Source organism: Brevibacterium sp. LE-L (genome assembly GCF_050214925.1).
Classification (GTDB): Bacteria; Actinomycetota; Actinomycetes; order Actinomycetales; family Brevibacteriaceae; genus Brevibacterium.
Genome location: NZ_CP189759.1, coordinates 4035388 through 4060749, shown reverse-complemented (window position 1 = coordinate 4060749; position 25362 = coordinate 4035388). Strand labels below are relative to the sequence as shown.

Genomic DNA, 25362 nt, shown 5'->3' with positions numbered 1-25362 from the left:
GTCATCGGCCGGACGGCGAATTCATCGGAACGTGACTTCACCCATGTACTTCTCACCAGGGCGAACCGTCCAGCACTGCGTCTTCACGATCACTTTCCCCCAGCTTTTGTAGAACAGCGCCCTCAAAGCTGAGCCCTGCTCGCATTTGGCCAGGGTCGGATAATAGCTGTAGGTCGCCTTGTTGCCCTCGGCATGAGCGGCGGTTGCCCCGAACACACTCATCGTTGCCAGCATCAGCGAAGCCGCTCCTATACCGATCACTCTCTTTGCACGCATCCGTCCTCCTCATGCAGTAACCGAGTTCCGGTCGTTCACCGGCGTCGGTTCTCACTCTAGATTCGCGGACCACCCAGGTGAGTCGGCCCGTGTTTCAGCTTGGCTACGGGCTGTGTCGAAGCCGCCACGTACAATGAGCGGTGATGGATGACACCGGATCGACGAAATCGCATACTCCCTCTCCGGCCGTGCTGGCAGCGCTGCTCTATCTTGCCGACCGAGCAGTGCCGACCGGCTCCGACGCAGCCGGGTCGAGTGCTGTTGCGTCGACTCAGGACATCACAGACCGTGACAGGGAGATGCTCGATGCGGTCGAGGGGGCTCTGGAGTCCCAGCTGCCCGACGCACCGCAGCTCGTGAGGTCAGCCCTCGCCGAGGTGGACGCTGCAATCCGATCCGTCCGCGCCCGGGCTGAGGCCCCGAGCCTGTCAGCATCGAAATATGATGCTCTGCGCTCCGAGGTGCTCGACCAACTCAGAGCGCGCTCGAGCAAGGGCGCGGCCGTGTGGCCGCCGACGAGCCAGACGGCCGTGCAGCGGTTCGGTTCTTGGAACGAAGCTCTCAAAGCCGCGGGCCTGGCGACGAACCGACTCGGCCGAGCGAAGGGCCAGCTGCGCTTCGACGCGGAGGCCTATGACAAGGCGATGTCCGTCTTCGTCGCCGACTGCGAATCCCGCGGAATCACGGCCACCTACAAGGCTTACACCGAGTACGCCGCCGAACATAAAGGTGAAGTTCCTTCCGCAGCCGCTGTGCGCAAGTTCTACGGTTCCTGGAACACCGCGCTCGCCGCGGTCGGGTGAGACTGAGCGGCCAGGTGGGCCGCTCCGATCCGTCTCATTTCAGCCCGGGCACGGTCTGCCTTCAAACGTCGCGCCAGCAGGGGCTGACGCCTCTCATATCACCGAAGAAGACGTCCTCCCTTGATGACGCTGTGGATGGCGTTGCCAGGATCGCCCAAGGCAGTGACGTCGTCCAAGGGGTTCGCGTTGAGTATCAAGAGGTCCGCGAACGCCCCCGGAGCCACAACTCCCAGCTCTCCCTTCCGCGTGAGCAGTTCTGCTGCCGTCGTCGTTGCTGACCGCAGCACCTGCTGTGAAGTTTGGACTTTCGCCCGAATGGCGAACTCCTGACTCTGATGAGGCTGCATTCCGCCCAGCAGATCGGAGCCGTACGCGATCTTGACATTGTGCTCAGTCGCCAGTTTCAACGCATCGAGGCCCGCGTACAGCACGTCGTCGATCTTCGCTTGGCTTGCCTCTGGCAGACCGAATTGAGCTCCGTCCTGCTTCAGACGCTCATATGTCACGAGTGTCGGAACGAGGAACGCACTCTTCTCGAGGAGGAGCTGGACGCTTCGCTGGTCGATCAGATTCCCGTGCTCGATGGACCGCACTCCCAGTTCGAGGCCGCGGTTGACCGACCTGGCGGTGTAGGCATGACCGAGAACATAGCGATTCGCTGCGGAGGCCTCTTCCACCGCCGCTCGAATCTCCTCATCTGAGAACTGAGTTGAGTCGACGCGGTCAGTCGGAGAAGCCACTCCGCCGGAGAGCATGATTTTGACGTGGTCGGCACCGGTGCGCAGGTTCTCCCGGGCGGCTTTCCTCACCGCGTCGGCTCCATCGCAGACGATGCCGATATTCGGGCAGCACATGTGCGTGTCCATGACGTGCGTGCCGGGACCCCGCATGTCTGCGTGGCCTCCGGTCTGGGACAGAGCCTTGCCGCCGAAGAAGAGACGTGGTGCGGGGAAGAGGTTTTCCTGTGCCGCTGCTGAAAGCCCGTAGTCGGCTCCGCCTGCGTCTCGGACGGTCGTGAAACCGCGGCTGAGCATATCGCCCATCAGACGCGCAGCCTGAGCACCCAGGTAGTACGGTGACTGATCACCTAGATTGCCCAAATTCGCTGTTGCAGCGAGGACATGGACGTGTGCGTCGATCAGCCCGGGGGACACGATTCTGCCTTCAGCATCGAAGCTCTGCGATCCGGCTGACACATTGTGGCCTCCGACCTCACTGACTCTCTCGCCGTTGATCGTCACCGTCGTCGGCTCGGAAACAGTGCCCGTCTCCACGTCGAGGACCCGTGCGTTGGTGACCGTATTGATTCCGACATCGAGCTGCATACCGTGTCTCCTTCATTGGATCCGCTTAGGATGATGGGCCTAGGCTAGACGCAATGCAACGTTCTTTGCAAAGGGAGTTCAGACTGTGACCAGCTTCTCCGAGTGGATCGCCGCCCTTCGATCGAATGCGCGACTGACGCCGTCGACGCAGGCGGTGCTCGCTGTCATCGACTCAGCGCCGGACGAAGCCGCGTACAGTTCCGCCCAAGCCATCGCGGACATGGCGCAGGTGAATGTCGCGACCGTCGTTCGCGCTGCCCAGTCGCTGGGCTATTCCGGGTGGCCAACGTTCTCTGCGGACATCCGCACCCGGTATCTGGCATCGCTGAGTTCACGCAATCTCTATCTGCACAACAAGGGGCAGGGTCTTCTCGCCACGTCTCTCGACAAAGACATCGAGATGCTCGAGCGGATGCGTGGAGAATTGGACGAAGACGCTTTGGCGCGGATGGCTGAGCGCATCATCGCGTCGGAGAACACCGGGGTGTTTGCGACCGGATCCTATGCCGCTCCGGGTCTGCAGCTGTCGCACGTGGCGCAGATGCTCGGCTTTCGAGTGCGGTTGCATTCAGGGTCAGTGACGGCGATGGTCAATGAAGCCAGCCTGCTGACCTCTGCTGACTGCTTCCTCGCGATCACGGTGTGGAAGTCCTCCCGGGCGGTCGTCCAGCTGGCGGAGGCTGCCCGTGAGCAGGGCGCGAAAGTGCTTGTCATTGCTGATCGTCGAACTGCCCTGACCGATATGTCTGATGAGTATGTTCTGGTGCCCGCCGAATCATCGGAGCTGATATCGTCCTTGGTCTGCGTCACAAGTGCAGTCCAATACCTGCTGGCGTGCCTTGCGCGACACGATGAGCAGCGAACTCAGGCCAAGCTGGGGCGAATCGATGACCTGTGGGGAGCAACCGGCGCAATCGCCGACGATTGAGTCGGTTGCAAAATTTATTGCATTCCGGGTGGGGTATCGGCGAGAATCGTGCTCAGCGCATTTGTGCTCCACGACACAAGGGATACCTATGAACCTCACATTCGTCATCGTCCTCGTCGCCTATGTGGCGCTGATGGTAGGCATCGCCGCCTGGTTCGGGCGAGCATCGGCCATGAAGGACGGGGAAGACTTCGTTCTCGCGGGGAAGTCTCTGCCGACATGGGTGCTTGCCGGGACTCTATTGGCGACCTTCGTCGGATCCGGCTCCATCATCGGGGGAGCGAACTTCATCTTCAGCAACGGCCCATTGGCGGGCATTCTGTTCTTCGCAGGTACGTTCTGCGGGATCATCGTTCTGTACTTCATCGCCCCACAGGTGCGGAAGAACGGCTTCCGCACCGTCCCCGAGCTGTTCGAGTCCAAGTTCGGGCGACCCGTTCGGGTGGCGGGTACAGTCATCATCCTCGTGGCCTTCGTCGGAATCACCGCGTACCAGTTCACCGGTGCCGGCTATATTCTCACTCTGATCACTCCCCTCAGCACGACACAGGCGACCGTTGTCGCGACAGTCCTCATCACCTTCCTGTCCCTGTCTGGTGGGCTGAAGTCCGTGGCCTGGACTGACTTCCTCTCGGCAGTCCTCATTGTGATCTCGCTGCTCGGAGCACTCATCTGGGTCTTCACACAAGACCTGGGCGGCATCGGCAGCTACGTCGACCGCCTGGATCCAGCGTTCAAATCATTCACCGGAGTTCTCACTCCATGGCAGATTCTGGGCTACTTCCTCCCGCTCTTCCTCCTGATCCTCGGCGATCAGAATATGCATCAGCGTCTTGCGGCAGCCCGGTCGCCCAAAGTCGCTCGCAATGCCACCATTCTGTTCTTCATCGGAGCTGCACTGATCGTTGCTCCGATCATCTTCCTGGCTTCCGGATCCTCCATCCTCATGCCGGAGATCAACCCGGACATGGCCATCCTCGCACTGGCAGAAGGCGAGTTCACGCCGGCCGGGATCGGGGCTGTGCTGCTTGTTGCGGCACTGGCGCTCATCGTGACCACGGGTTCGTCTTACCTGCTCACCTGCTCTGGAAACGTCGTCTATGATCTCGTGTTCATCAAGAACAAGGCTCGTGGAGATTCGAGGACCGGGGTTCTAGTCGGGCGGGTCTCGGTACTCGCTATCGCTGTCTTGGGATTCATCATGGTCCAGTTCTTCGAATCGGTGCTCGAGCTCCAGATGTATGCCTACACGATGTACGGCGCTGCCATCACTCCAGCGGTTCTGGCCGCTCTGTTCTGGAAGCGAGTGACCGCCGCCGGTGCTCTTTCGTCGATGATCGCAGGTGGAGTGGTGACAGTTCTCTGGGAAGTCAGTGGCAGATCCGCCGACATCAACTCCGTCATCCCGGCGCTGCCTGCGGCTGTGCTGGTGCTCATCGTCGTCAGCCTCGTGACCAAGCCGTTCTCGGGCAAGCCCGCGGACTCCGCTGACAGCGTGTCCGCTGGCGGTGCCTGAACACAACTTCACACCGACTCAATGCAGGAGATCGAGAGTCTCTGCCTGCTCGCAGCTTGTGGGCAACAGCGGAATATCGAGCCGGGGTCCGGAGGCACCGCGCTCGCCGCGGTGAAATGAGCGATTTTCGTCAAGTCCATCGGCACCGACTGCATCCGTGCTAGCGTAAATTCTCGAGAATGACGGAGCCGTCGGTATCGGCGACTGCGCCGGATACCGACGAGGGAAAGTCTTCCATTGTGAATTCGCGCAAGCTCAGCAAGGCCATCGCCGGTGCGGCTCTCTGCGTTCTGGCTGTGACGGGATGTTCCTCGTCGCCGGGCGACGGGTCGAAGGACAAGAACTCCTCTGCTCAGGGTGGTGGCAAGGACGCCGCGAAGGCCGGCGTCGAGAAGGTCGACCCCAACGATGTCATCGTCAAGCAGGACGTCAAGGTTCCCGGGTCGAACGAAGACAAGGTGACGGTCGCCATCCACTCGCTCGAAGTCGAGGGGAAGACACAGACCCTGACCTTGGTCGTCACACCGCACTTCCAGAGTGTGGAAGACGATGCTGCGATCAGCATCTATGACGCATGGGGTGAGAACGGGTTCGCCCCGCAGCTCATCGATACGGACAATCTCAAGGTCTATTCGCCGATCTCCGACACCTACGATGAGTGGACCTCGGATTCGGTCTTCACCGAGACGACGAACAATCAGCCGGTGACCGCGTGGGCGGTCTTCAAAGCTCCGGAGAACGACATCGACTCCGTCGATATCCGGCTGCAGGAATCATGGCCCAAGTTCACCGACGTTCCGATCACGGAGTCGTGATGAGGCTGGTCAGGCGGGGGCGTTGGACGTCCGCCTTCGGCGTGGTCACGGTCGGTGTCATGCTCGGCTCCGGTGTCGCAATCACGGCCGGCCCCGGTGCCGGAACAGCCTCCGAGGCGGAGGTGACCTCGCCTGCGGATCTGCCCGAGCCGAAAAAGGAGCAGCTGGATAAGTCTGTCCAGCGATGGGAGCCGGGCAGCGTCAAGGAGTGGAGCAGCGCCGAATCCGTCACCCCGCTGGTGACGAACAAGAAGGAAGGTGAGGACGCGGTCATCACTCTGGCCAGCGACATCCTCTTCGACTTCAACAGTGCCGAGATCTCCGATAAAGCCAAGAAGGCGATCACGCAGACCGTCGAGGGCGTGCCCGACGGTGCGAAGGTCACCGTAGCCGGTTATACGGACTCGGTCGGCGACGGGGCTGCGAACAAAAAGCTGTCGAAGAAGCGGGCGCAGGCCGTAGCCGATGTCATCAAGGACGGGTCCGCGGACCTCGAGCTCACGGTCGAAGGCCATGGTGAAGAAGACCCGGTGGCGAAGAACTCGACGAAGGACGGCGACAACCCGAAGGGTCGGGCGAAGAACCGACGCGTCGAGGTCAGCTACGACGACAGCTGACCGGCAGGGCCGAAGCCTCACCGAAATCGGCAAGGACCCTCACCGCCCGGCGGCGAACGCCTCCAGCCGGTCGCATGCCGTGTTGATGTCGTCATCGGAGACCGAGAACGTCAGCCGCAGGTAGCCCTCGCCGGCCGGGCCGAACGCAGATCCGGGAATGGTGGCGAGCTTGTGGTCTTCGAGCAGTCTCGTCGCCAGTTCCCAGGAGCCCAGGCCCCAGTCGCGGACACTGACGAAGGCGTAGAACGTGGCTTCCGGGCGGATCATGCTCAGCCCGTCGATGCCGTTGATGCGTCTGCTCATCAGATCCCGGCGGCGGGCGTAGGAAGCCACCATCCTCTCGACATCGGTCTGCGGTCCCTCGAGAGCGGCGACCGCAGCCTCCTGGACGAAGCCGGGCAGGCTCGAAGTCAGACCCTCCTGCAGCAGTGCCATGGGGGCAATGTAGTCGGTTGCGCCGATGACGAAACCGCACCGCCAGCCGGTCATCGCATAGGTCTTCGAGAAACTGCCGATGGCGAGGAACCGATCGAACCCGGGACGCACCTCGGCGATGGAGGTGAACTTCGCGTCGTCGAAGACCATCTCGTCGTACACCTCATCGGAGATCACCGTGAATCCGTGCTCATCGGCGAGGTCGGCGATCTGCTCGATGTCGCAGCGGTCCATGACCGACCCCAGCGGGTTCGAGGGGCTGTTGATGATCACGGCCGCGGTCTTGTCGCTGATGGCCGCGCGAACATCCTCGGCGCGCAGCTTGAATCCTTCGGATTCGCGGACGGGAACGGACACGGCCACCCCGCCGAGGCGGTGCACCTGACCCATGTAGTTCGGGAAGCTGGGGTCGGGGATGATCACCTCCTGACCTGGGGAGACAGTGACGTCGAGGGCGAAGGTCAGGGCTTCCATCGCGCCGAAGGAGACCATGACGTTCTCGGGTTCGACGGTGCGAGACCAGCGAGTCGAATACTTGCGAGCCAGGGCGCGACGCAGTTCGGGGATGCCGGCATTGGCGACGTAGCGGGTGTTGTCGTTCTCGATGGCCCTGATCCCCGCGGCCTTGATGTGCTCGGGCGTGTTGAAGTCCGGTTCTCCGACGGTGAGCTTGAGGGCGTCGGGATGGTCGAGGGCGAGGTTGAACATCTTGCGGATGCTCGAGGCCGGGTAGCTCGCGGCCATCGGGGAGATGCGGGAGGAGGTGTCGGTCATGGAGTGGTCCCTTCTACGTCGACTCTCATGCGTCGACGCGGCCGGCGGCGTCCTGTTCGTGCGGTTGTTCGGACAGCTACTCGTGCAACCCGGCAAGCCGCGAGCCGAACTGGGCGAGCAGGCTCGTCTTCTTCGCGCTCGTCGCGGTTTCCCACGCATCGGCGACGCCGAAGAGCTTGTACATCGAGCGTATCCCCAGCCAGCGGATCGGTTCGGGCTCCCACTGTCCGGAGAAATGATCGTTCCACGGCAGCCCGGTCAGCGGAGTCGCAGCACCGGACGCCCGGTCGAGCAGCGTCTTCGCGGCCAGATGCGTGGCCGTCACCCCGTGCCCGGCATAACCGCGCGCCACCCCGATGCGCTGGGCGGGATCGAAGAAGATCCCGGCACACCAGTCCCGAGTCACCCCGAGCGCCCCGCGCCAGGCGTGGGCGATGTCGAACTCGAGGTCCGGGAAGAGCGAGGACAGGCGCCCGGCCAGCAGGTCGACCACCTCGGCGGGGACTTCGCCGTCGCCGGGCAGCCCGGAACCGAAGGCATAGGGTGCCCCGCGCCCGCCGAGCGCGATCCGACCATCGGCGGTGCGTTGGGCGTAGATGAAGGTGTGCGCGGTGTCGCCGAGGCATTCCCGGCCCTGCCAGCCGATCGACTCCCACGCCTTCGCCGGCAGCGGTTCGGTCGCGATCATCGAGGAGAAGACCGGGATCACCTGCCGTCCCTGCAGGCCGGGCAGGTCCCCGGTGACGGTGTCCGAGTAGCCCTCGAGACAGACGAAGATCGTCTCCCCGCGCACCGGCCCCCGGTTGGTCGCCACCGTTCCCTTCCCGATATGACTCGCCGAGGTGGCTTCACAGATGGTCACGCCCTGCTGCCGAAGGGTGTGGGCGAGTCCGCGGGTGAGCAGTGCCGGGTCGATGGCCGCGGTGCCGGGGAAGAAGATGCTGCCCTGGGCGCCGTCGACGTTGATGCGATTCCGGGTCGCTTCGGCGTCGAGGAACTGCATGTCCTCGGGCCCGTAGCCGAACTGCGCATTGCCCTCGAAGAGTGCGTGCAGGCGCGACATCCCGGCCTCGGACTGGGCGATGTCGATATGTCCTCCGTGGACCTGGTGGGCGTCGATGCCCTCGGTCTCGCAGACGGCGAGGACCTCATCGACGGAGTCGAAGAGTGCGGACTGGAAGGACCGGACGCTCGAGACTCCGTCGAGTCCGGCCGAACCGACCGGGCCGGTGGGGTCGTTCCGCAGGGCGCGATCAACCGCCTCGGCGTACTTGGCCCGGTTGCCGGGGAGCAGGGTGGACAGCCAGCCGCCGTTGCGGCCCGAGGCGCCGTAGCCGATGTGCTTGGCCTCGAGGATCGTGATCGACCAGTCCGGGTGAGTCTGCCGGGCATAGTAGGCCGACCACAGGCCGGTCAGGCCGCCGCCGACGATGACGAGATCCTGTTTCTCGCTCGGCAGCGGGGTGGGGTTGATGGGAGCGGCGGGGGACTGGGCCAGCCAGTGCGATGCTTCACCATTGAAGTAGGACATGGATCAACTCCTGAAGACGAGACGCGCATGAGGCGGGTCTACGGAAACAGTTCTATCCCACGTCGGCCACGAAGTAAACAGTTGTCAGCGAATGTATCGTCTGCTGAAACCGGCGAGGTTCGGTGCTGATTGCGCGGAATGGTTCGCTTCCTCGGGCGGAGTCTGGCTACACTGATCGCATGAGTGCAATGGAGCCGATCGACACCCATGATCTTCCCCTCAGCCACGAACCCATCGAGACCTGGCAGGACCTGCCAGCGGCCGCCTCGGCGGGGCCTCGCGACGATGAGGGCGGGAGGACTGCGACGACGGGATTCGCCGAACTCGGCACCATCGGCGGGGCGGACTTCGGACTGTGGGAGATGAGCGCCGGGGCCATGCGCGATGTCGAAGGCGATGAGGTCTTCCTCGTCATCTCCGGCACCGGGCGCATCGAATTCGATGAACCACGGCGCGAACCGATCCATTTGGCGCCGGGTTCGCTGGTCCGCCTCGACGAGGGGATGACCACCCGCTGGTACGTCGACGAAGCGCCCTTGCGGAAGCTGTTCATCGCTCCGCACGAAGACTGAGCCAGTTACCCGAGCTTGGGTCGAAGACCGGGTTAGACTCGACAGACAGTCGGCCTTGGGTGAAGGGATCAATGATGATCGACCTGTCCTTTCCGCGCGATCTCGTGATGATCGGCGCGGTGTTCGGCCTCGCCGCGTTCATCTGGTCAGGATGGGCGCAGGAGGCTCCGCCCGATCGAGTCGTCTTCCGGATCCTCCTCGGCGGACTCTCAGCAGCCGGACTCGGCCTGGCGGTGCCGAGCATCTTCCTGGCCATCGGCCATTGGTCGGAACCGAGTGCGATCGCCACGGGCACGACTGCGTTCACGATCTATATCGTCGTGGTTTGGGCAGAGATCATCGCAGCCGCCGTCCTCAGCTTCTTCGCCGTCCGTTCCGGCCACGCCGAGGCGGTCGCCCCACTCATCCTCGCGATCGTCGGCATCCACTTCTTCGCGCTCGCCGTCGTCTTCGCCCAGCCGGTCCTCCATCTCGCGGGAGCGCTCATCACGATCATCGCAATCGCGGCGTACTTCATTCCGCGCAGCCTCGGCGCGCCGAGCTTCTGGTGCGGTGTCCTCGGTGCCCCGGTGCTGTTGGCCATCGGACTGTGGTGCCTATTGGCTGGGCGTGCAGCTCTGGCCGTGGACTGATCGATCGGACTGGCAGCCGGGGGACTAGCTGCCGGCCGGGGGACTGGACGCCGGGCTGTCGACCCGGCTGGCTAGTGGTCTGGCCCTTCGCCGTGCGGTCGACCCGACTGCAGGCGGGCCTGGCGACCGATCGTGCCCTGCGGCTGACCACCGCTGACATTCCGGCTCGCGGTGTTCTATCGTGTGTGAAGCGAGGGATGTTCTGCGTGCTCAAGGGCGCCGGAACCTCAGCCCGCAGTCGCTGCGGTCACGCTCTCGTTCTGCCCGACCCGATGAAGGAGCCGACAATGAAGACCGCTCAACGCCTGGACAACCTCGGCACCGAGACCGCGTTCCGCGTGGCCCAAGCCGCCGCCGAGTGGAAGGCGCGCGGAAACGAGGTCTTTCCGTTCCACCTCGGCGATCTCAATTTCCCCCTGGCCGGGCATATCGTCGAGGCGCTCGAGCAGGCCATCCGGGACGGCAAGACCGGCTACTGCCCCGGACCGGGCATTCCCGAGCTGAGAGAGGCGCTCGCCGATGACATCGGTGCTCGGCGCGGCATGAACATCGACCCCGCCGAGGTGGTTGTCACCACCGGAGGCAAGCCCGTGATCACGAAATTCCTCCAGGCCGTGATGGACCCTGGCGAGAGCGTGCTCTATCCGAACCCCGGATTCCCGATCTACGAATCCCAGATCAACTACCTCGGCGGCACCGCCTTGCCGTATCGGTATGTGCCCACCGAGACCGGGTTCGCCATCGACCTCGACCATCTGCGGGCATCGATCGACGAGACCACCACGGCCATCATCTACAACGACCTGCAGAATCCGATCTCAGCCGAATCGACGGCAGAAGAACGAGAGGCCGTGGCTGCGATCGCGCAGGAATTCGACCTGTGGGTGCTCTCCGATGAGGCCTATTTCGAGATGCGCTATCGGGGCAAGTCCCAGTCGATTGCGGCTCTGCCGGGGATGGCCGAGCGCACCGTCATCCTCTACACCTTCTCGAAGAAATACGCGATGACGGGATCGCGACTCGGCTGTGCGGTGGCTCCGAAGACCGTCGCCGAGGCGATCTCGACGATGAACACGAACGACGAATCCTGCACGAACCAGTATGTGCAGTGGGCGGGCATCGCCGCTCTGCGCGGACCGCAGGCTCCGGTGGGGCAGATGCTGGAGGTGCTGCGCAAGCGTCGGGACGCCACCTGTCGCATCATCAATGAGATCCCCGGCATGAGCACGGCGACGCCCGGCTCGACGTTCTACGTCTTCCCCGACGTCACCGAGGCGATGGCGGCCAAGGGGATCGCCACCCTGGCCGACTTCTCCACCGAGGCGCTGCACAACACGGGAGTCTCGTTCTGCACTCGCGAGCATTTCGGCGCACCGCAGCCGGGCGAGGACCGATCCTATATCCGGCTGGCCTACTCGGGCATCGACGAAGCCGCGATCATCACCGGCCTCGGTCGCCTCAAGGAGTGGATCGAGGCCTGAGCCGGGCGGGGAGCCGCCTCGGCGAGGGCGTGGGTCAGTCCTCGGCCGGCTGCGGTTCGCGTCCTTCGATGTACGGCGACTTCTCGGGTTCGGGGTGGCGCTTCCACTGGATGAGCATGATCACCAAGCCCAGGGCCACAGCACCGATCGCGCCCCACACGTTCGTGCGCAGGCCGAGGATGACGAAGCTCGGGTCGAGGCGGATGGACTCCCAGACGATGCGGCCGGCGCCGTACCACATGAGGTAGACGGCGAACAGGCGTCCCCATTGGAAGAAGAGATGCCGGCTGAGGTAGAGCAGGGCGAGCGCGCCGAGGCTGTTCCAGATGACCTCGTAGAGGAACGTTGGGTGGAAGAGCGTGTCGGCAGGGGTGCCCGGTGGGATGGCCGGGTTGCCTGGGGCGATCTCGAGGCCCCAGGGCAGGGTGGTCGGCAGGCCGAAGAGCTCCTGGTTGAACCAGTTGCCGAACCGCCCGCAGGCCTGAGCGAGGATGAGACCCGGTGCCAGCGCATCGAGCAATGTGGTGAGTCTGAGGCCGAGCCTGCGGCACATGATCCATGCGCCGAGGGTGCCGCCGATGAGGGAGCCGAAGATCGCGATTCCGCCCTCCCAGATCGCCCACACGGACCCGGGTTCGAAGGGGTTCCACGGGTTGCGGCCGGGACCGAAATAGTCCGTGTAGTGCGTGATCACGTGGTAGATGCGGGCGAAGACGATGGCCATGGGCACGGCCAGGGTCGCGATATCGAGCACCTGCCAGTCCTCGACTCCGCGCTTGGTCAGCCGACGGTTTGTCAGCACGATTGCGATGATGATGCCGACGAGGATGCACAGCGCGTAGAAGTGGATCGTCAGCGGGCCCAGTTGGAAGCTCGAGATGCTCGGGCTCGGGATCGCCGCCGAGATGTCGTGCGGAAGCGAGGCCACGCCGGAAGTGAGTGGGGCAGAGTGCATGGGGCCAGTCTATTTGCGGTGGCTGAGAATCCGGTATTCGTCGCGCTCATCGGCGTACGGGTCTGGCCTATGGGGCTGCATACCTCGGTCCGGGCACGGGCATGGGCACGGACACGGGCACGGACACGGGCACGGGCACGGGCATGAGTCGGCATAAGTCTATGGGGCTGAAAACCTCGACCTGGGCACAGCTGTGCCCTCTGTACCCAGGAGCCAGCTAATCGTCGAAGAGGCCTTCGATGATCTCGTCGGTGATGAAGCGCGAGTGCAGGACCAGTGCTCGAGAGGGATCGACGCTTTCCGGAGGCTGCCAGGCAGGGCGTCCATCGGTGAGCATGACCATCTGCCAATCAGAGCGGTCCATGAGGTGGTGGTGGAACGAGCAGAGAAGGCACAGGTTGTTGATGTCGGTGCGGCCACCGTCGCTGTGGGGAACCACATGATTCACGTCGCACCATCCGGCTGGTGCGTCGCAGCCGGGGAAGACACAGCCACGGTCTCGAGCGGTGATGATCGCCGTCTGCTTCTTGTTGGCGAAACGGTTCTCCGTGCGAACTTCCACGCTTTTGGCAGTTTCATCCATCAGGTGGAAGAAGACTGTGCCGTTGAGGCCGCGCCGGACGAGATCGTTCATGGGGAAACGTGCGCCCGAGCCTGTGGTGGCTTCGCCGATCTTGTTTGCGACGTCGGATGCCTTGGCTGTGACGACCAGCGCGTAGGGCGAGCCCTTCTGGGCCTCCTTCATGCTGATACGACCGATGAGCGTGGCGAAACGCTCATAGATCCAGTTCCTCGCGGTCGGCTGCTCGCTGACGAGATTGACTGTCGAACCGTCCTGACGGACGCCATAGCCACCTGGGAGTGACGTCGCTCCTGCCGCGGGATTCTGCTCGGGCCCGTCTCCGCGGTAGGCCTCGAACACGGCCCACGGCGGAGCATCGAAGCGATCGCCGGTGAGCACGGCGTCGACCGGTTCGAATCGTTCCTCTCCGGGAGCTTGGCCGAGCCCGCCGTTCGGAATGAACGGGACATCGGCAGCGACGTCGGTTTCGGCGCCGGCCTCCTCGGTCTCGGGAGTGGTGTTCATGTTCGTGTTTGTCGAGTCCGCGCCGGTGTGGCGCGCGGACTCGATGCGAGAGGTCAAGAGTCCGTGGAGTTCGGACCCGGCCACCGGGTCGAGCACACCCTCGAGCTTCCAATCGCCGTTTCGTTTGGGGCGTGCGGTGACGAAGTACGCCGACCGTTCCCTGGCGTCCAAGGGCTCGGCCCCATCAGGGTCGATCCGCACCAGCATCTGCCGAAAGATTTCGCGAAGCTCATTGACTGTCACAGCCGCCGCGTACTTGACGAGGTCGGCTTCCACCTTGTCTTTCGTCGCCTGATCGACCCATGCGGGAAGTGCATTGAGGCATTCTTCGAGAGTTGTGATGTGTTCGGTCGACAGAGTCCCGCGGTGGAACTGCTCGGCCACCAAGGGATATTCGGGTTCGAGGCGCTGGCCGTCGAGAGTGACCCGACCCCCGAGCTTCTCGGCGAGCCTGGCTCGACGATTGGCTTCGCGTCCGGTCAGGTTGAGGCGGTTCTGAATGAGGTCCTTGGGCGACTTCGCGCCACTGTCCTTCGGCGTGCCGACCCGTTCATAGACCGACAGAGCCAGAGTGGACAGAGATTCACTGAGTCGACGAAGCGCCTCGGCCCCGTCGATGACATGCAGCGCCTCATCCGGGCCCATTGGGCGGTCGAAGGTGCGCAGCGCCTCGTCCAGATCGGTCAGCGAGGCGATGGCGTCCGTGATCTCGGGTGCACAATTGACCAGATCGCTCCACGTGGAATCAGGCAGCAGCGGGTGGCGTGACGCCGGCCGCTGGAGACCCAATTTCGCTGCGAGGGCCTCCGGGCTGAGTGAAGCTGTGACTCCGTCTACAGCCGAGTCGTCCCAGACCGGCTTTTCGGCGGTCTCTGCAGCTTCGGTTTCCGACGCTTCAGCTTTCGCCTCGTCATGCTGCGTCTCTCCGAGCTTTGCATTGTCGCCCCCCGCGGGCGCGCCCCACGCGTCCCATGCATCATCCTCCCAGGCAGGAGCATCCTCGGCGAGGTCCGGGCTAGGTTCCCGAGATGGCGAAACGTCGTCGGCGGTCTCTTCCCAAGCAGGTACCTCGTCGCTCGGGTCGACAGCAGGTTGCTGGGCGGAGGCGATGCTCTCGGAGTCTTCTGTCCATGCGGGGACATCGGCGTCCTCTTCTGCAGCGACGCCAGCGTCGGTGGTGACCGGCTCAAGCGGCTCAGTGGGGACGGGGTCGAGGGCATCGAACACCTCGGCGAAAGGATGACCTGTGAGATCGAGACCGGCCGCTTTGAGCTGCTCTTTCAGGGACGAGAGGTCCTGGGTGGGGTTGCTCCGATCGGATTTCGGCCTCCTGCTCGCGCCGCCGCGCGAGTCGGAATCAGCGCGGCGGGCGCGCCGATCTGACTTACGTCGTTTGCGATCGGGAGTGTAGGTCACTGGTCCGAGTTCCGTTCTCCATTGAAGGTCTCTTTCTCAAATTATAGTCATCTGTCGAGTGGAAAGCAATAGAAGATTCGAAATAGATTTGATTGCAGAGAATAGATTCGATGATGTTCGAATAAATCCGAATTGGGATAGTGGCCTCGATTCTTGGGTGATGATGAGGAGCCGCTTGTCGACCGAGTAAAGGCTGACAATAGTCGCCGGCGATGACATGGCAGCGGGAAATCGGGAGCCCTGGCTCGTCGGCCGACGGGTCGTGTCGAAGCTCGGCGGGTCGGCCGACGGGTTGCGTCGAAGTTCGACCGGTCGGCCAGCGGGTTGCGTCGAAGTTCGGCGCAACGGTGGGAAGATGAGGGACTATGGCACTCGATTTCACGCTCGTGCAGCTGCGGTACTTCCAGGAAGTTGCACGTCGGGAGAACATGACCATGGCGGCGAAGCACCTTAACGTCACCCAATCGGCGATCTCGACGGCGATGGCTCAGCTCGAGCGGACCATCGGCCTCGACCTGTTCATCCGGCAGCGGAATCGCTCCGTCGTCCTGTCGCCGGCGGGAAAACGATTCCTCGCCGAGGTGACCGGATTCCTCGAGGCGTCCGATGCTCTCGGAGAAGCCGCGCAGGGTTTGTCCCGGTCGCTGAGCGGGCGACTGACCGTCGGGGTCTTCTCGCCGATCGCTCCGACTCGGCTGCCGCTCATCCACGACGAATTCGAGAAGCGCTACCCGGAAGTGCGGGTCAACTACCTTGAAGCCGATCTGGAAGAGCTGCAGCGGGCCGTCACCGCCGGAGACTGCGACCTCGCTCTGACCTATACGCTCGGACCGACGGATCGCTTCGACTCCTTCCTCATCAACGTCGTCGAACCACATGCGCTCGTGTCCCGGGATCATCCCCTCGCCCGGGGCGGGAAGCCGAAGCCGGTGCACCTGCGCGAGCTGGCCGAGGAGGACTACATCCAACTCGACCTGCCGTTCACCAGGCAGTACTACGACGAGCTGTTCCGCATCGCGGGGGTGGTGCCGAAGATCCGGCACTCGTTCTCCGGCTATGAGACGGTGCGGTCATTCGTGGCGATGGGGCACGGGTACTCACTGCTCAGCCAGAGTGTCTCCTCCGGCACCTATATCGGGTCGAAGGCCGTCGACGTGCCGCTCCTCGACGATTTCCCGAACATCGACTCTGCACTCATCTGGCCCAAGGAGCTGCGGCTGAGCCGGCGGGCCCGTGCCTTCTGCGAGCTGGCGAAGGACATCCTCGGTCCGCCAGGGGAGTGAGCGTCGGGCACGGGCGCGAGTGAGTCTTTCATGGATTGAGTTGATGACTGCGTTCAGCATTATCTGTTGGACTGATGTGATGGGGGCCGCAACAATGGAGGCCGGGCATCACGGCGGCAGGTGGTGTCTGCGCCCACCAGCGTGACAGAGCACGTGACAGAGCAAAGGAGCTTCGATGTCCATACCCACCACAGGTGAGGAGCGTACACCCGCTGCTCGAACACGACCGACGAAGAAGTCCTCGGGCATGCAGAAGAAGGTGCTCGTCGGCGGCAGCATCGGCCAGTTCGTCGAGTTCTACGACTTCACGCTCTACGGTCTTTCGGCTGTCATCCTCTCCGAATACTTCTTCCCGCAGGGTGACCGCGTCACCGGACTGCTCGTCATCTTCGCGACTTTCGGCGTCGCCTTCGTCATGCGTCCGCTCGGCGGTCTGTTCTTCGGTGCGCTCGGCGACAAGGTCGGCCGGCGCAAGACCCTGACCATCACGATCTTCCTCGTCGGTATCTGCACCGCCCTGATCGGCGTTCTGCCCGGCTTCGACCAGATCGGTTGGTTCGCTCCCATTCTGCTCATCCTCGCTCGTCTGGGCCAGGGTTTCTCTGCCGGCGGCGAATCCGTGGGCGGACCGTCTTTCGTCTACGAACACGCCCCTGTATCCAAGCGAGGCCTGTGGATCAACATCACTCTGGCCGCCACGGCGCTGCCTTCGGTCATGGCCGGCGGCCTTATTCTTCTGCTCTCGACCATGATGAGCGACGCCTCCTTCGACTCCTGGGGCTGGCGCCTGCCGTTCCTGCTCGCCCTGCCGCTGTCGGCAGTCGGGCTGTGGATCCGAGCGAAGACCGACGAATCCGAACTGTTCAAGAAGACGGCCGCCGAGCGACCCAAGGAATTCAGCCCGATCCGTGACTCGTTCCGGGAGAACTGGGTGGGCATGCTTCAGGTGTTCTTCGTCCTCGGCGTGACCGCACTCGGCTTCTATATGCTGTCCGCATACTTCGTCACCTACATCCAGACCACGGGCGACCTCAGCCGAGAACAGTCTTTGCTGACGAATGCCATCGCTATGGCCAGCTACACGATCTTCCTGCCGATCGCCGGGGCCATCGGCGACCGGGTCGGCCGCAAGCCCATGCTCGTCGTCGGTTCGATCCTCCTCGCCGTGGTGTCCGTACCGGCCTTCGGTCTCGTGACCAGCGGACACATGGGCCTCGCGTTCCTCGGACAGACGATCTTCGTGCTCGCCCTGTGCTGCTACGGCGGAGGCTGCTACACGTTCTTCTGCGAGCGCTTCTCGACGAAGACGCGGTTCACCTCGGCGGCCATCAGCTACAACATCTCCTATGCCGTGCTCGGCGGAACCGCCCCGTTCGTGGGCACCTGGCTCGTCGACATCACCGGCGTGAACACCGCGCCCGGCTTCTACATGGCCGCGTGCGCTGCCGTGTGCCTCGTGCTCATCGTCGTGACCCGCCTGCCCGAGACACGAGGGCGGTTGGGATGAGTGGGCGGCAAGCAGGTTGCGCATCTTTGCCCATCGGAGCCGGGGCCCTCGCAGCATCCGAGCCGGTGCGTCCAGGCAGGTGCGCTGGGCCGTGAGGTTTCACCCGCCGCACATCAGGTTTCGTGCACTCCGGCATCACGTTTCGTGCGCTCGGGCATCAGGTTTCGTGCACTCAGACCTACTTTTCGTACTGACCGTCAGTTCGCGTCATGATGAAATGAACGAAATCTGAATATGAACAGCAGGCACGACGCCTCACCTCGGGCCGCACCCTGGCGGCGCTCGACTTCCGGGTCGGTGCTGTCGGCGCTCGGCATCCGGCCCACGTGCTGACAACGCCCGGCAGCCGGGCCGCACCCTGGCGGCGTTCGGCCCCCACGCGGCCCACGGCCCACGTGCTGGCAACGCTCGGCAGCCGGGCCGCACCCCGGCGGCGTTCGGCCCCGCTACGCCCGCGGCCCCCGGGCCCCCCGTACCCCACCGTCCACCTCTTCTCCCAGAGAAAGCGATCTGCAATGAACCAACAGGCAGCCACCTCTTCCGACGCCGCCTTCCTCTCCGCCTTCCACCACGTCGCGACGATCGGCGCCACGGACAACAGCGGCGTCGACCGGCAGGCGCTGACGCCTGAGGACAAACAGACGCGTGACTGGATGCGCGAATGGGCAGTGGCCCACGGCTTCGAGGTCCGCGTCGATGCGATCGGCAACATGTTCGCCTGTCTCCAGCTCGTCCCCGACGACGCCGCCGGGCAGAACGACGAAACCCTCGCCGAGGCGACTTCCCCCGCCACCACTGACACCACCCCCACCGGTACCACACCCACCGGCACCAACCCCGCCAAAGCAACCCCCACCGACACCGCCCCCTACGTCCTCATCGGCTCCCATCTCGATTCGCAGCCGCTCGGCGGGCGTTTCGATGGCGCCTACGGTGTCATCGCCGGCCTCTTCGCGGCCCTGCGCGTGAAGGAGCAGTTCGCCGAATCCGGTCTCCAGCCCACGTTCAATCTCGCCGTCGTCAACTGGTTCAACGAGGAGGGCGGTCGCTTCGCCCCGTCCATCATGGGCAGCTCCGTCTACGCCGGCCTCTTCGACCTCGACGAGATGCTCGCCGTCACCGACCTCGACGGCACCTCAGTCTCAGAGGCACTGACCGCCATCGGCTATGCCGGCACCGACACCCCGCCCGAGGCGATCTCCTACGCCGAGATCCACATCGAACAGGGACGCATCTTGGAACGCGAGGCCACGGACATCGGCGTCGTCGAAGCCAGCTGGTACACACAGAAACTCGACATCGATGTCCTCGGCGAACAGTCCCACACGGGAGCGACCGCCATGGCCGACCGGCACGACGCTCTCGTCGCCGCCGCGAAGGTCGTTCTCGCCGTCGCCGAAGTCGTCGACGAGTTCGAAGAAGAGGCCCTCGTGTCGTCGGTCGGCCAACACGTCGTCGAACCGAACTCGCCGATCGTCGTACCGCGCCGTGTCCACATGGTCGCCGACCTCCGCTCCTCCGACCCGACCATCGTGCAGGCAGCCCGGGACTCACTGAAGAAGCAGATCGCCGAGATCGCCCGTGCCCACGACATCACCATCAATGTCGAGGACTTCGACATCCGCGACAAACGTCGATTCCCGACCGAAGGCGTCGAACTCGCCGAGAAGGCCGTGGCCAACGAGGGCCTGAGCATCCGCCGCCTCGAAACCATGGCCGGCCACGACTCCGTGGCGATGAACCACCGCGTGCCCGCAGTGATGATGTTCGTGCCCAGTGTCGACGGCGTCTCCCACTGCGAACGTGAGTTCACCACCGACGACGACATGCTCCGCGGTGTCCGCGTGCTCGCCTCCGTGGCCGGTGAGCTCGTCCACGGCGAACTCGCCGAGGTCTGCGACGGTGCCGTTTGGGTCGGATCCTCCGTCGCCGAGGTGCGCGCATGACCCGCGACGAGATCCGCACAGATTCGGCGATGCCCACCTCGACGTCGCCCGCCTCCACCGCGCCCTGGGCGCTCACCGCCGCCGAGGCGCTCGACCGGTTCCGCACGAAGCAGCTCTCCCCGGTCGAGTACCTCGAATCCCTCATCGGCCGCATCACCGCGGAAGATGAGCGCATCAATGCGGTCACCGAAGTCGTCGAGGAGGCGGTCACCTCGGCGCGGGAGGCCGAGGCGTTCTATGCGAACGCCACGGCAGACGAACTCGCCGAGGCGGCCGCCGACCGTCCCCTGCTCGGACTGCCCGTGATCGCCAAGGAGAAGCACGCCCTGGCCGGGCGCGGCCTGACGCAGGGGCTCCTCCACGAACGCGAGACCATCGCCGAGGCGGACGCCGCGATCATCCGTCGCATCCGTCGAGCCGGCGGCTACGTCCATGCCCGCGCGACCTCCCCGGAGTTCAGCTGCGCAACGATCACGCACTCACCGATGTGGGGTGTCACCCGCAACCCGTGGAACCCGGACCTCTCACCCGGCGGGTCTTCGGGCGGATCGGGTGCCGCGCTCGCCGCCGGGTTCGCGCCCCTGGCCACCGCCTCCGATATCGCCGGATCGACGAGGCTACCGGCCGCCTTCACCGGTACCGTCGGGTTCAAGGCCCCGTACGGTCGGGTCCCCGGTGCCCAGCCTCTGGCTGCCGACTGGTACCGCGGGGACGGGCCGATGGCGCGCACCGTCGCGGACACCGCTCTGCTGGCCCGGGTCATGGTCGGCCTCGACGCGAGCGATCACGCGACGATCGATTCAATCGGATTCCTCGCCGACTTCGACCCCGCCGAGGCGGCCGATCGACTCCGCGGACGCAGGGTCGCGCTGTGTGTGCGTTTGGGGGACTTCCCCGTCGGGAAGGACATTGAGGCGAATACCCGCGCGGTCGCCTCGGCGCTGGAGTCCGCAGGAGCCGTCGTCGAGGAGATCGAACTGCCGTGGACGTCTGAGCGGATCTTCGAGACCGCGTTCACGCACTTCGGGAACCTGCTGGCGCCGGCCATGCGCGCGGCGACCCGCGGCCACGAGGACACCCTGGCCGACTACACGCTGCGATTCATGGGCGACGCCGAGGCGGTCGCGGCGCGTCGCACTCAGTATGAGGGGCTGGCGATGGAAGCGCAGATCCAGGCGGAACTGGCATCTGCGATGGACGGATTCGATGTGCTGCTGGCTCCCACCTCGGCGGTGGCGGGATTGGCGGCCGACGGCAGCTACCTCGACGGGATCACGATCGGCGCGGACGGCGTCGGCCGGGAGGCCGCGGGAACAGGTGAGAGCGCAACCGCCGGGAACGGTGGGGCGGCCGGTTTCGCCGGGAACGGAGGGGCAGCCGGGAACGGAAGCGCCGCCGAAAGCGGTGGGAACAGTGGGAGGACGGGCGACGGTGTGCGCCTCGATCATTACTGGCAGGCGCACATGACGATGCCGTTCAACATCTGCAACCGGGTGCCGATCGTGGGTGTGCCCACGGGCATGGCTGACTGCGGCATCCCGACCGGCGTCCAGGTCATCGCCCACCCCTTCGATGACACCCGCGCCTTCGAGGTCGCCGCCGCGATCGAACAGCTGATGCCGTGGACGGGTCTGGCGCCGGAGTGACGGTGCGCGGCTGACCTGGTGGCAGGGATCGTCAGCCTGGTCATCGTGTATGGCTTCGACCCGTTGGGGTCCGGTGCGGTGGTCGGTGATGTGAGCTCGGCGAACGTGATGTGAATGTCGCCGAGGCGGCCCACCCCGGTGGGATGGACCGCCTCGGTGGGTGAGCCCATCCCCGGAGGGATGAGCCGCCTCGGCGAGGTGGGAGGTCACAGCCTCCAGCAGCTGTCGAGGGGAGCCTTGCCCGCGAACGTGCGACTGGTGAAAGTTTCGACGCGGGGCAGCGAGGCGATGTAGCCGCCGACGTGTGTGGGGCCCAGATTGTCCTCGAATGCCACCTTGTGGCCGGCGCGGCACCAGGTCGAGGCGAGCTCCTTGCCCTGTTCGAACGGGATGACGTCATCGAGGCGGCTGTGGTTGACCAGCAGCGGGACATCGGGCACGGGGGCCTTGCCCAAGCGCTGCCTGTCGGCAATGTCCATGAATTTCTCCTCGACGATCTCCTGGAGGGATCTGCCGTCCTTCGTCAGCGACTTCGAATCCGTGAACGCCGTCGAGAGCAGCGCCTCGACGGTGCACTGATTCGATGTTTCGGCGACCGTCTCCTGTCCCTTCTCGTTGAGGAATTCTGACAGATCGATGTCGGCCTGCGCGGCGAACGTGTCGACTCCGTACAGCGCGAATGCCGTATAGACGCTCGAGAGGCCGGACACGGTCTCGTACAGGTCCGTCGGAACTGCGCCCGCCGAGGCGGAGGCGACGTTGAGTTCGGGAGCCCATTCCTTCTGGAGCTCCAGGGCAGCAGTCGTGGCGTGACCGCCCTGCGAATAGCCGCGCAGCTGCAGCTGGGTCTTCTCATCGATCTCGCTGCCCTCGACCTGCTGGACGGCGCGCGCCGCATCGAGCACCGAGCGACCCTCCTCGGTGCGGTTGAGGTAGTGATGGGTACCTTCCGTGCCGAGCCCCAGATAGTCGACGACGATGACGGGATGCTTCGCGGCCAGGGCCGAGGCGACGGAGATGCCCTCGTACTCGGTGCCCATGCCCATCTGTCGGCTGGGGGCGCACTTGTCGGCGATGCCCTGAGTGCCCGGGGAGATGACGACGGCATCGTCTGCGGGGCCGCTCGCACCCTTCGGCGTGAGCAGGGTGGCGGTGGCGGCTCGCGCAGTGCCCTGCTCGTCGGTGGTCTTGTACATGAACGTCGTCGTCTTCGCGCTGTGCTTGATGAGTTTGACGGGGTCGAGGTAGAAGTCCGATTCGGCCTGCTTGACCACGGCGCCGTCCTCGTCCGGTAGCTCGTCCGGCGTTTCGTAGAAGTCTTCGGGGACACCATTCGCGGGGAGATCCTCCAGCGCCGCGGCGTATTCGACGTCGGCGGTGGTGAGCGCGTCGGACTTGTCGACGGCGGCCTTGGCCTGCTGGACGCTGACGCCTTGGGGCACGTTGCTCCGGTTCAGCGAATCGGAGTCCTCGGCCTGTCGGTCTTCGACGAGGTCCTTGGCCTCCTGCTCCGTCTGCGGTGCGAGCGACTCTGCGCTGGCGGGTGCTGCTGCAGTGCCCAGGGTCAGTGCCAGACCGGTGACTGCTGCGGTGCTCAGGACGGCGAAGCGCCGTGAGGGGGTGAGCGTTCTGTGACGAGACGTGCTCATACGTGTAGTCCTCTTCTGTCGTTTCTCTCGGCATTGAGCGTGCGCGGACAGTGGTTGCGTCACTGACCGCAGCAACGAGGGTGACGTCGGCGCGGTCGTCAGTAGTGCGGGGCCCGCATGGTGACGGACATCACGATCCTACTCGATAGTAGAACTTATCAGTAACTTACGGATTCGAACGCTGTTGTCGCGCGTGTGGAGGATCTCGGGTGGTGAGTGTGAAGGTCGGGAACGTCGAGATCGCGTTCCCGGCCTTCACGCCGCTTGACCCGGGGGTGCTTGGCTAGGGGCCGCTTGACCTGGGGCCGCTTGGCCCGGGACCGGGGCCCAAGTCCTCAGCTGAGCCTCGCCTCGGCCCCCTCGACCTCCGGGTAGATCGTCTCCTCGGGTGCGACTCCGTGGTTGCGGATGAGGACGTAGTAGAGCACGAAAGTCACCACGATGCCCACGAGCCAGGAGATGTCCGCACCGCCGAGCTTGGCGACGAGTGGGCCGGTGTAGAAGGACTGGGCGAGGAATGGAATCTGAATGAGCACGCCGACGCCGTAGGCCAGCAGTGCGCGCCAGTTCCATTCTCCGTAGCGGCCGCGGCGGTCGTAGAACGCCGGGATGTCGAAGCGGTCCTTCGAGATGAGGTAGTAGTCGGTGAGGTTGATGATGCTCCAGGGGGTGAAGACCATGAGCAGCGTGAGGACGAAGTTCTTGAAGTTCGCGAGGAAGTCCGCCGAGGCGAGCAGTGCCACGAGCACGGTGAGAGTGACGATGCCGACGACGAAGACCGCGCGCGTCCACCGGCGGATGTTCGTCTTGTTGCCGAAGGAGGTGAGGATCGTCAGCGTGCACATGAAAGCGCCGTAGGCGTTGAGCGTGTTGACGGTGAGCTTGCCGAGCAGGATGACGATGAAGATGAGCAGGGCGAAGACGCCCCCGCCGACGATGTCGCCGACATAGGCGACCTGGTTCTCGACGAACTCATTGCCGGTCTCCGTCATCGCAGCCGCACCGATGAGCGCTCCGAGCGTCATCGACCACTGCGAGCCGATGACAGAACCGCCGAAGGTGAACCAGAAGGTCTTCGATGCCGGGGTCGAGCGCGGCAGGTAGCGCGAGTAGTCGGCGACGTAGGGGCCGTAGGTCAGCTGCCAGCCCACGGACAGAGCGATCGCGGAGAGGAAGGCGGGGAAGGCGAACGAGGAATTTGAGATCAGTCCGGGGACGTCAACCTGAGTGATCACGCAGTACGTGATGAACAGGAATCCGAGCAGGCCCGTGACCGACGAGATCCGCCCGAGCACGTGGATGTACTTGTATCCGAGCAGGGCTACCAGGGCGGTGAGCGCGCCGAAGATGACGAGGCCGATCCACGGGGTCTGCGCGCCGATGATGAGGTTGACGGCCTGACCGGACAGCACCGCGCCGGTCGAGGCGAAGCCGATGTACATGAGCACGACGAGCACGAGCGGGATGATCGCGCCGATGATGCCGAACTGTGCCCGCGAGGAGATCATCTGCGGCAGACCCAGCTGCGGCCCCTGCGCCGAGTGCAGAGCCATGACGATGCCGCCGATGATGTTGCCGATGAGCAGGCCGATGATGGCCCAGAGTGCATCGGCGCCGAAGACCACGGCCAGAGCCCCGTCGACGATGGCGGTGATCTGAGTGTTCGCACCGAACCACAGGGTGAACTGGGAACGTGGCGTTCCGTGACGCTCGGCGTCAGGCACCATCTCGATGGATCGCTTCTCGATCCCCGAATTCGACGTACCGGCCATGAGTTTCTCCTTTGAAAGATGAACAGAAACAGTGTGGCACCCAGGTGCGCGGTGCTACGAGGCCCGATTCACGCTTTCTGTCCGATATTTCGGAAACACTCCGGCCGGCCGTCGAGGCAGACTCTGGCTGGCAAGCGGGGCGGAACCTGGCGGGCCGGCGGGGCAGAACCCGGCCGGCGGGCGAGGCAGACTCTGGCCGGCCGGCGGGGCAGAGTCTTCCTCGCCCGCCGTCGAGGCGGGCTCCGGCCAGCTGACAAGGCAGGCTCTGGCTGGCCGATGAGTCAGACGACGGCTCTGCGGTGCTCTGTCAGTCCGGTCCGCCGGAGCGGACTGCCGGCGCGTGTCGCGCCGAGGCGGGTTCCAGACGATTCATCCGGAAATTCGTCACCCGCGTCA

Annotated in this window: 20 protein-coding genes; 12 read left to right on the top strand and 8 right to left on the bottom strand. The window is 64.5% G+C overall.

Annotated elements, in window-relative coordinates; genetic code table 11:
• Positions 1-21: 21 nt before the first annotated feature.
• Entirely contained in the window at positions 22-276 is a 255-nt protein-coding gene (locus ACQE2J_RS18310; protein WP_135540533.1) for a hypothetical protein, read from the bottom strand.
• A 143-nt stretch (positions 277-419) separates the two neighbouring features.
• Here ACQE2J_RS18310 and ACQE2J_RS18305 point away from each other — a divergent pair, with 143 nt between their 5' ends.
• On the top strand, positions 420-1079 hold the full coding sequence (locus ACQE2J_RS18305) for a homing endonuclease associated repeat-containing protein (protein ID WP_135540535.1): 660 nt from the start codon (positions 420-422) through the stop codon (positions 1077-1079).
• 98 nt (positions 1080-1177) lie between these two features.
• Here ACQE2J_RS18305 and ACQE2J_RS18300 read toward each other — a convergent pair whose 3' ends face one another.
• Entirely contained in the window at positions 1178-2404 is a 1227-nt protein-coding gene (locus ACQE2J_RS18300; RefSeq protein WP_426936798.1) for an amidohydrolase family protein, read from the bottom strand.
• An 85-nt stretch (positions 2405-2489) separates the two neighbouring features.
• Here ACQE2J_RS18300 and ACQE2J_RS18295 point away from each other — a divergent pair, with 85 nt between their 5' ends.
• The 4 genes from ACQE2J_RS18295 (at position 2490) to ACQE2J_RS18280 (ending at position 6280) form a co-directional block, all read left to right on the top strand.
• On the top strand, positions 2490-3332 hold the full coding sequence (locus ACQE2J_RS18295; RefSeq protein ID WP_425119936.1) for a MurR/RpiR family transcriptional regulator: 843 nt from the start codon (positions 2490-2492) through the stop codon (positions 3330-3332).
• 88 nt (positions 3333-3420) lie between these two features.
• A complete protein-coding gene (locus ACQE2J_RS18290) occupies positions 3421-4848 on the top strand; it encodes a sodium:solute symporter family protein (protein WP_135540541.1) in 1428 nt (475 codons plus the stop codon).
• Positions 4849-5027: 179 nt separating this feature from the next.
• Positions 5028-5663: a hypothetical protein gene (locus ACQE2J_RS18285; RefSeq protein ID WP_426936797.1), complete on the top strand. Its 636-nt coding sequence runs from the start codon at positions 5028-5030 to the stop codon at positions 5661-5663.
• Positions 5663-6280: an OmpA family protein gene (locus ACQE2J_RS18280; RefSeq protein ID WP_426936796.1), complete on the top strand. Its 618-nt coding sequence runs from the start codon at positions 5663-5665 to the stop codon at positions 6278-6280. The genes ACQE2J_RS18285 and ACQE2J_RS18280 overlap by 1 nt, the downstream gene beginning before the upstream one ends.
• Before the next feature lie 39 nt (positions 6281-6319).
• On the opposite strand, the gene ACQE2J_RS18275 is transcribed toward ACQE2J_RS18280, so the two are convergent.
• Positions 6320-7489: a pyridoxal phosphate-dependent aminotransferase gene (locus ACQE2J_RS18275; protein ID WP_135540547.1), complete on the bottom strand. Its 1170-nt coding sequence runs from the start codon at positions 7487-7489 to the stop codon at positions 6320-6322.
• A 76-nt stretch (positions 7490-7565) separates the two neighbouring features.
• A complete protein-coding gene (locus ACQE2J_RS18270) occupies positions 7566-9020 on the bottom strand; it encodes an NAD(P)/FAD-dependent oxidoreductase (protein WP_426936795.1) in 1455 nt (484 codons plus the stop codon).
• 179 nt (positions 9021-9199) lie between these two features.
• Here ACQE2J_RS18270 and ACQE2J_RS18265 point away from each other — a divergent pair, with 179 nt between their 5' ends.
• The 3 genes from ACQE2J_RS18265 to ACQE2J_RS18255 all read left to right on the top strand — a co-directional run bounded on the left by ACQE2J_RS18265 (position 9200) and on the right by ACQE2J_RS18255 (position 11705).
• Positions 9200-9592: a cupin domain-containing protein gene (locus ACQE2J_RS18265; protein WP_135540551.1), complete on the top strand. Its 393-nt coding sequence runs from the start codon at positions 9200-9202 to the stop codon at positions 9590-9592.
• Between the two features lie 71 nt (positions 9593-9663).
• A complete protein-coding gene (locus ACQE2J_RS18260; protein ID WP_135540552.1) occupies positions 9664-10224 on the top strand; it encodes a hypothetical protein in 561 nt (186 codons plus the stop codon).
• 287 nt (positions 10225-10511) lie between these two features.
• Positions 10512-11705: a pyridoxal phosphate-dependent aminotransferase gene (locus tag ACQE2J_RS18255; RefSeq protein WP_135540554.1), complete on the top strand. Its 1194-nt coding sequence runs from the start codon at positions 10512-10514 to the stop codon at positions 11703-11705.
• Between the two features lie 34 nt (positions 11706-11739).
• On the opposite strand, the gene lgt is transcribed toward ACQE2J_RS18255, so the two are convergent.
• A complete protein-coding gene (gene lgt / locus ACQE2J_RS18250) occupies positions 11740-12660 on the bottom strand; it encodes a prolipoprotein diacylglyceryl transferase (protein ID WP_135540556.1) in 921 nt (306 codons plus the stop codon).
• A gap of 217 nt (positions 12661-12877) precedes the next feature.
• Positions 12878-15163: an HNH endonuclease signature motif containing protein gene (locus ACQE2J_RS18245; RefSeq protein WP_135540558.1), complete on the bottom strand. Its 2286-nt coding sequence runs from the start codon at positions 15161-15163 to the stop codon at positions 12878-12880.
• Positions 15164-15528: 365 nt separating this feature from the next.
• Between ACQE2J_RS18245 and ACQE2J_RS18240 the strand changes: the two genes are divergently transcribed.
• The 4 genes from ACQE2J_RS18240 (at position 15529) to ACQE2J_RS18225 (ending at position 21545) form a co-directional block, all read left to right on the top strand.
• A complete protein-coding gene (locus tag ACQE2J_RS18240) occupies positions 15529-16446 on the top strand; it encodes a LysR substrate-binding domain-containing protein (protein ID WP_135540560.1) in 918 nt (305 codons plus the stop codon).
• Positions 16447-16621: 175 nt separating this feature from the next.
• Positions 16622-17953 (top strand): MFS transporter, encoded by a 1332-nt coding sequence (locus ACQE2J_RS18235; protein WP_167854444.1) that lies wholly within the window; start codon positions 16622-16624, stop codon positions 17951-17953.
• 515 nt (positions 17954-18468) lie between these two features.
• The gene (locus ACQE2J_RS18230; RefSeq protein WP_426936794.1) at positions 18469-19899 is read left to right on the top strand and encodes a M20 family metallo-hydrolase; all 1431 of its coding nucleotides are present in this window, start codon (positions 18469-18471) and stop codon (positions 19897-19899) included.
• Entirely contained in the window at positions 19896-21545 is a 1650-nt protein-coding gene (locus tag ACQE2J_RS18225; RefSeq protein WP_425119948.1) for an amidase, read from the top strand. The genes ACQE2J_RS18230 and ACQE2J_RS18225 overlap by 4 nt, the downstream gene beginning before the upstream one ends.
• 206 nt (positions 21546-21751) lie before the next feature.
• Here ACQE2J_RS18225 and ACQE2J_RS18220 read toward each other — a convergent pair whose 3' ends face one another.
• Both ACQE2J_RS18220 and ACQE2J_RS18215 read right to left on the bottom strand, forming a co-directional pair.
• Positions 21752-23194: a lipase family protein gene (locus ACQE2J_RS18220; RefSeq protein ID WP_426936793.1), complete on the bottom strand. Its 1443-nt coding sequence runs from the start codon at positions 23192-23194 to the stop codon at positions 21752-21754.
• Positions 23195-23529: 335 nt separating this feature from the next.
• Positions 23530-24966 (bottom strand): purine-cytosine permease family protein, encoded by a 1437-nt coding sequence (locus ACQE2J_RS18215; RefSeq protein ID WP_425119950.1) that lies wholly within the window; start codon positions 24964-24966, stop codon positions 23530-23532.
• Positions 24967-25362 lie beyond the last annotated feature (396 nt).

Excerpts from the sequence above, each read along its gene's own strand:
- ACQE2J_RS18230 (WP_426936794.1), top strand. The coding sequence starts at position 18,469 with ATGAACCAACAGGCAGCCACCTCTTCCGACGCCGCCTTCCTCTCCGCC.
- ACQE2J_RS18305 (WP_135540535.1), top strand. The coding sequence starts at position 420 with ATGGATGACACCGGATCGACGAAATCGCATACTCCCTCTCCGGCCGTG.
- ACQE2J_RS18280 (WP_426936796.1), top strand. The coding sequence starts at position 5,663 with ATGAGGCTGGTCAGGCGGGGGCGTTGGACGTCCGCCTTCGGCGTGGTC.
- ACQE2J_RS18290 (WP_135540541.1), top strand. The coding sequence starts at position 3,421 with ATGAACCTCACATTCGTCATCGTCCTCGTCGCCTATGTGGCGCTGATG.
- ACQE2J_RS18260 (WP_135540552.1), top strand. The coding sequence starts at position 9,664 with ATGATGATCGACCTGTCCTTTCCGCGCGATCTCGTGATGATCGGCGCG.
- ACQE2J_RS18255 (WP_135540554.1), top strand. The coding sequence starts at position 10,512 with ATGAAGACCGCTCAACGCCTGGACAACCTCGGCACCGAGACCGCGTTC.
- ACQE2J_RS18300 (WP_426936798.1), bottom strand. The coding sequence starts at position 2,404 with ATGCAGCTCGATGTCGGAATCAATACGGTCACCAACGCACGGGTCCTC.
- ACQE2J_RS18310 (WP_135540533.1), bottom strand. The coding sequence starts at position 276 with ATGCGTGCAAAGAGAGTGATCGGTATAGGAGCGGCTTCGCTGATGCTG.
- ACQE2J_RS18265 (WP_135540551.1), top strand. The coding sequence starts at position 9,200 with ATGAGTGCAATGGAGCCGATCGACACCCATGATCTTCCCCTCAGCCAC.
- ACQE2J_RS18220 (WP_426936793.1), bottom strand. The coding sequence starts at position 23,194 with ATGAGCACGTCTCGTCACAGAACGCTCACCCCCTCACGGCGCTTCGCC.
- ACQE2J_RS18225 (WP_425119948.1), top strand. The coding sequence starts at position 19,896 with ATGACCCGCGACGAGATCCGCACAGATTCGGCGATGCCCACCTCGACG.
- lgt (WP_135540556.1), bottom strand. The coding sequence starts at position 12,660 with ATGCACTCTGCCCCACTCACTTCCGGCGTGGCCTCGCTTCCGCACGAC.
- ACQE2J_RS18285 (WP_426936797.1), top strand. The coding sequence starts at position 5,028 with ATGACGGAGCCGTCGGTATCGGCGACTGCGCCGGATACCGACGAGGGA.
- ACQE2J_RS18235 (WP_167854444.1), top strand. The coding sequence starts at position 16,622 with ATGTCCATACCCACCACAGGTGAGGAGCGTACACCCGCTGCTCGAACA.
- ACQE2J_RS18270 (WP_426936795.1), bottom strand. The coding sequence starts at position 9,020 with ATGTCCTACTTCAATGGTGAAGCATCGCACTGGCTGGCCCAGTCCCCC.
- ACQE2J_RS18275 (WP_135540547.1), bottom strand. The coding sequence starts at position 7,489 with ATGACCGACACCTCCTCCCGCATCTCCCCGATGGCCGCGAGCTACCCG.
- ACQE2J_RS18240 (WP_135540560.1), top strand. The coding sequence starts at position 15,529 with ATGGCACTCGATTTCACGCTCGTGCAGCTGCGGTACTTCCAGGAAGTT.
- ACQE2J_RS18215 (WP_425119950.1), bottom strand. The coding sequence starts at position 24,966 with ATGGCCGGTACGTCGAATTCGGGGATCGAGAAGCGATCCATCGAGATG.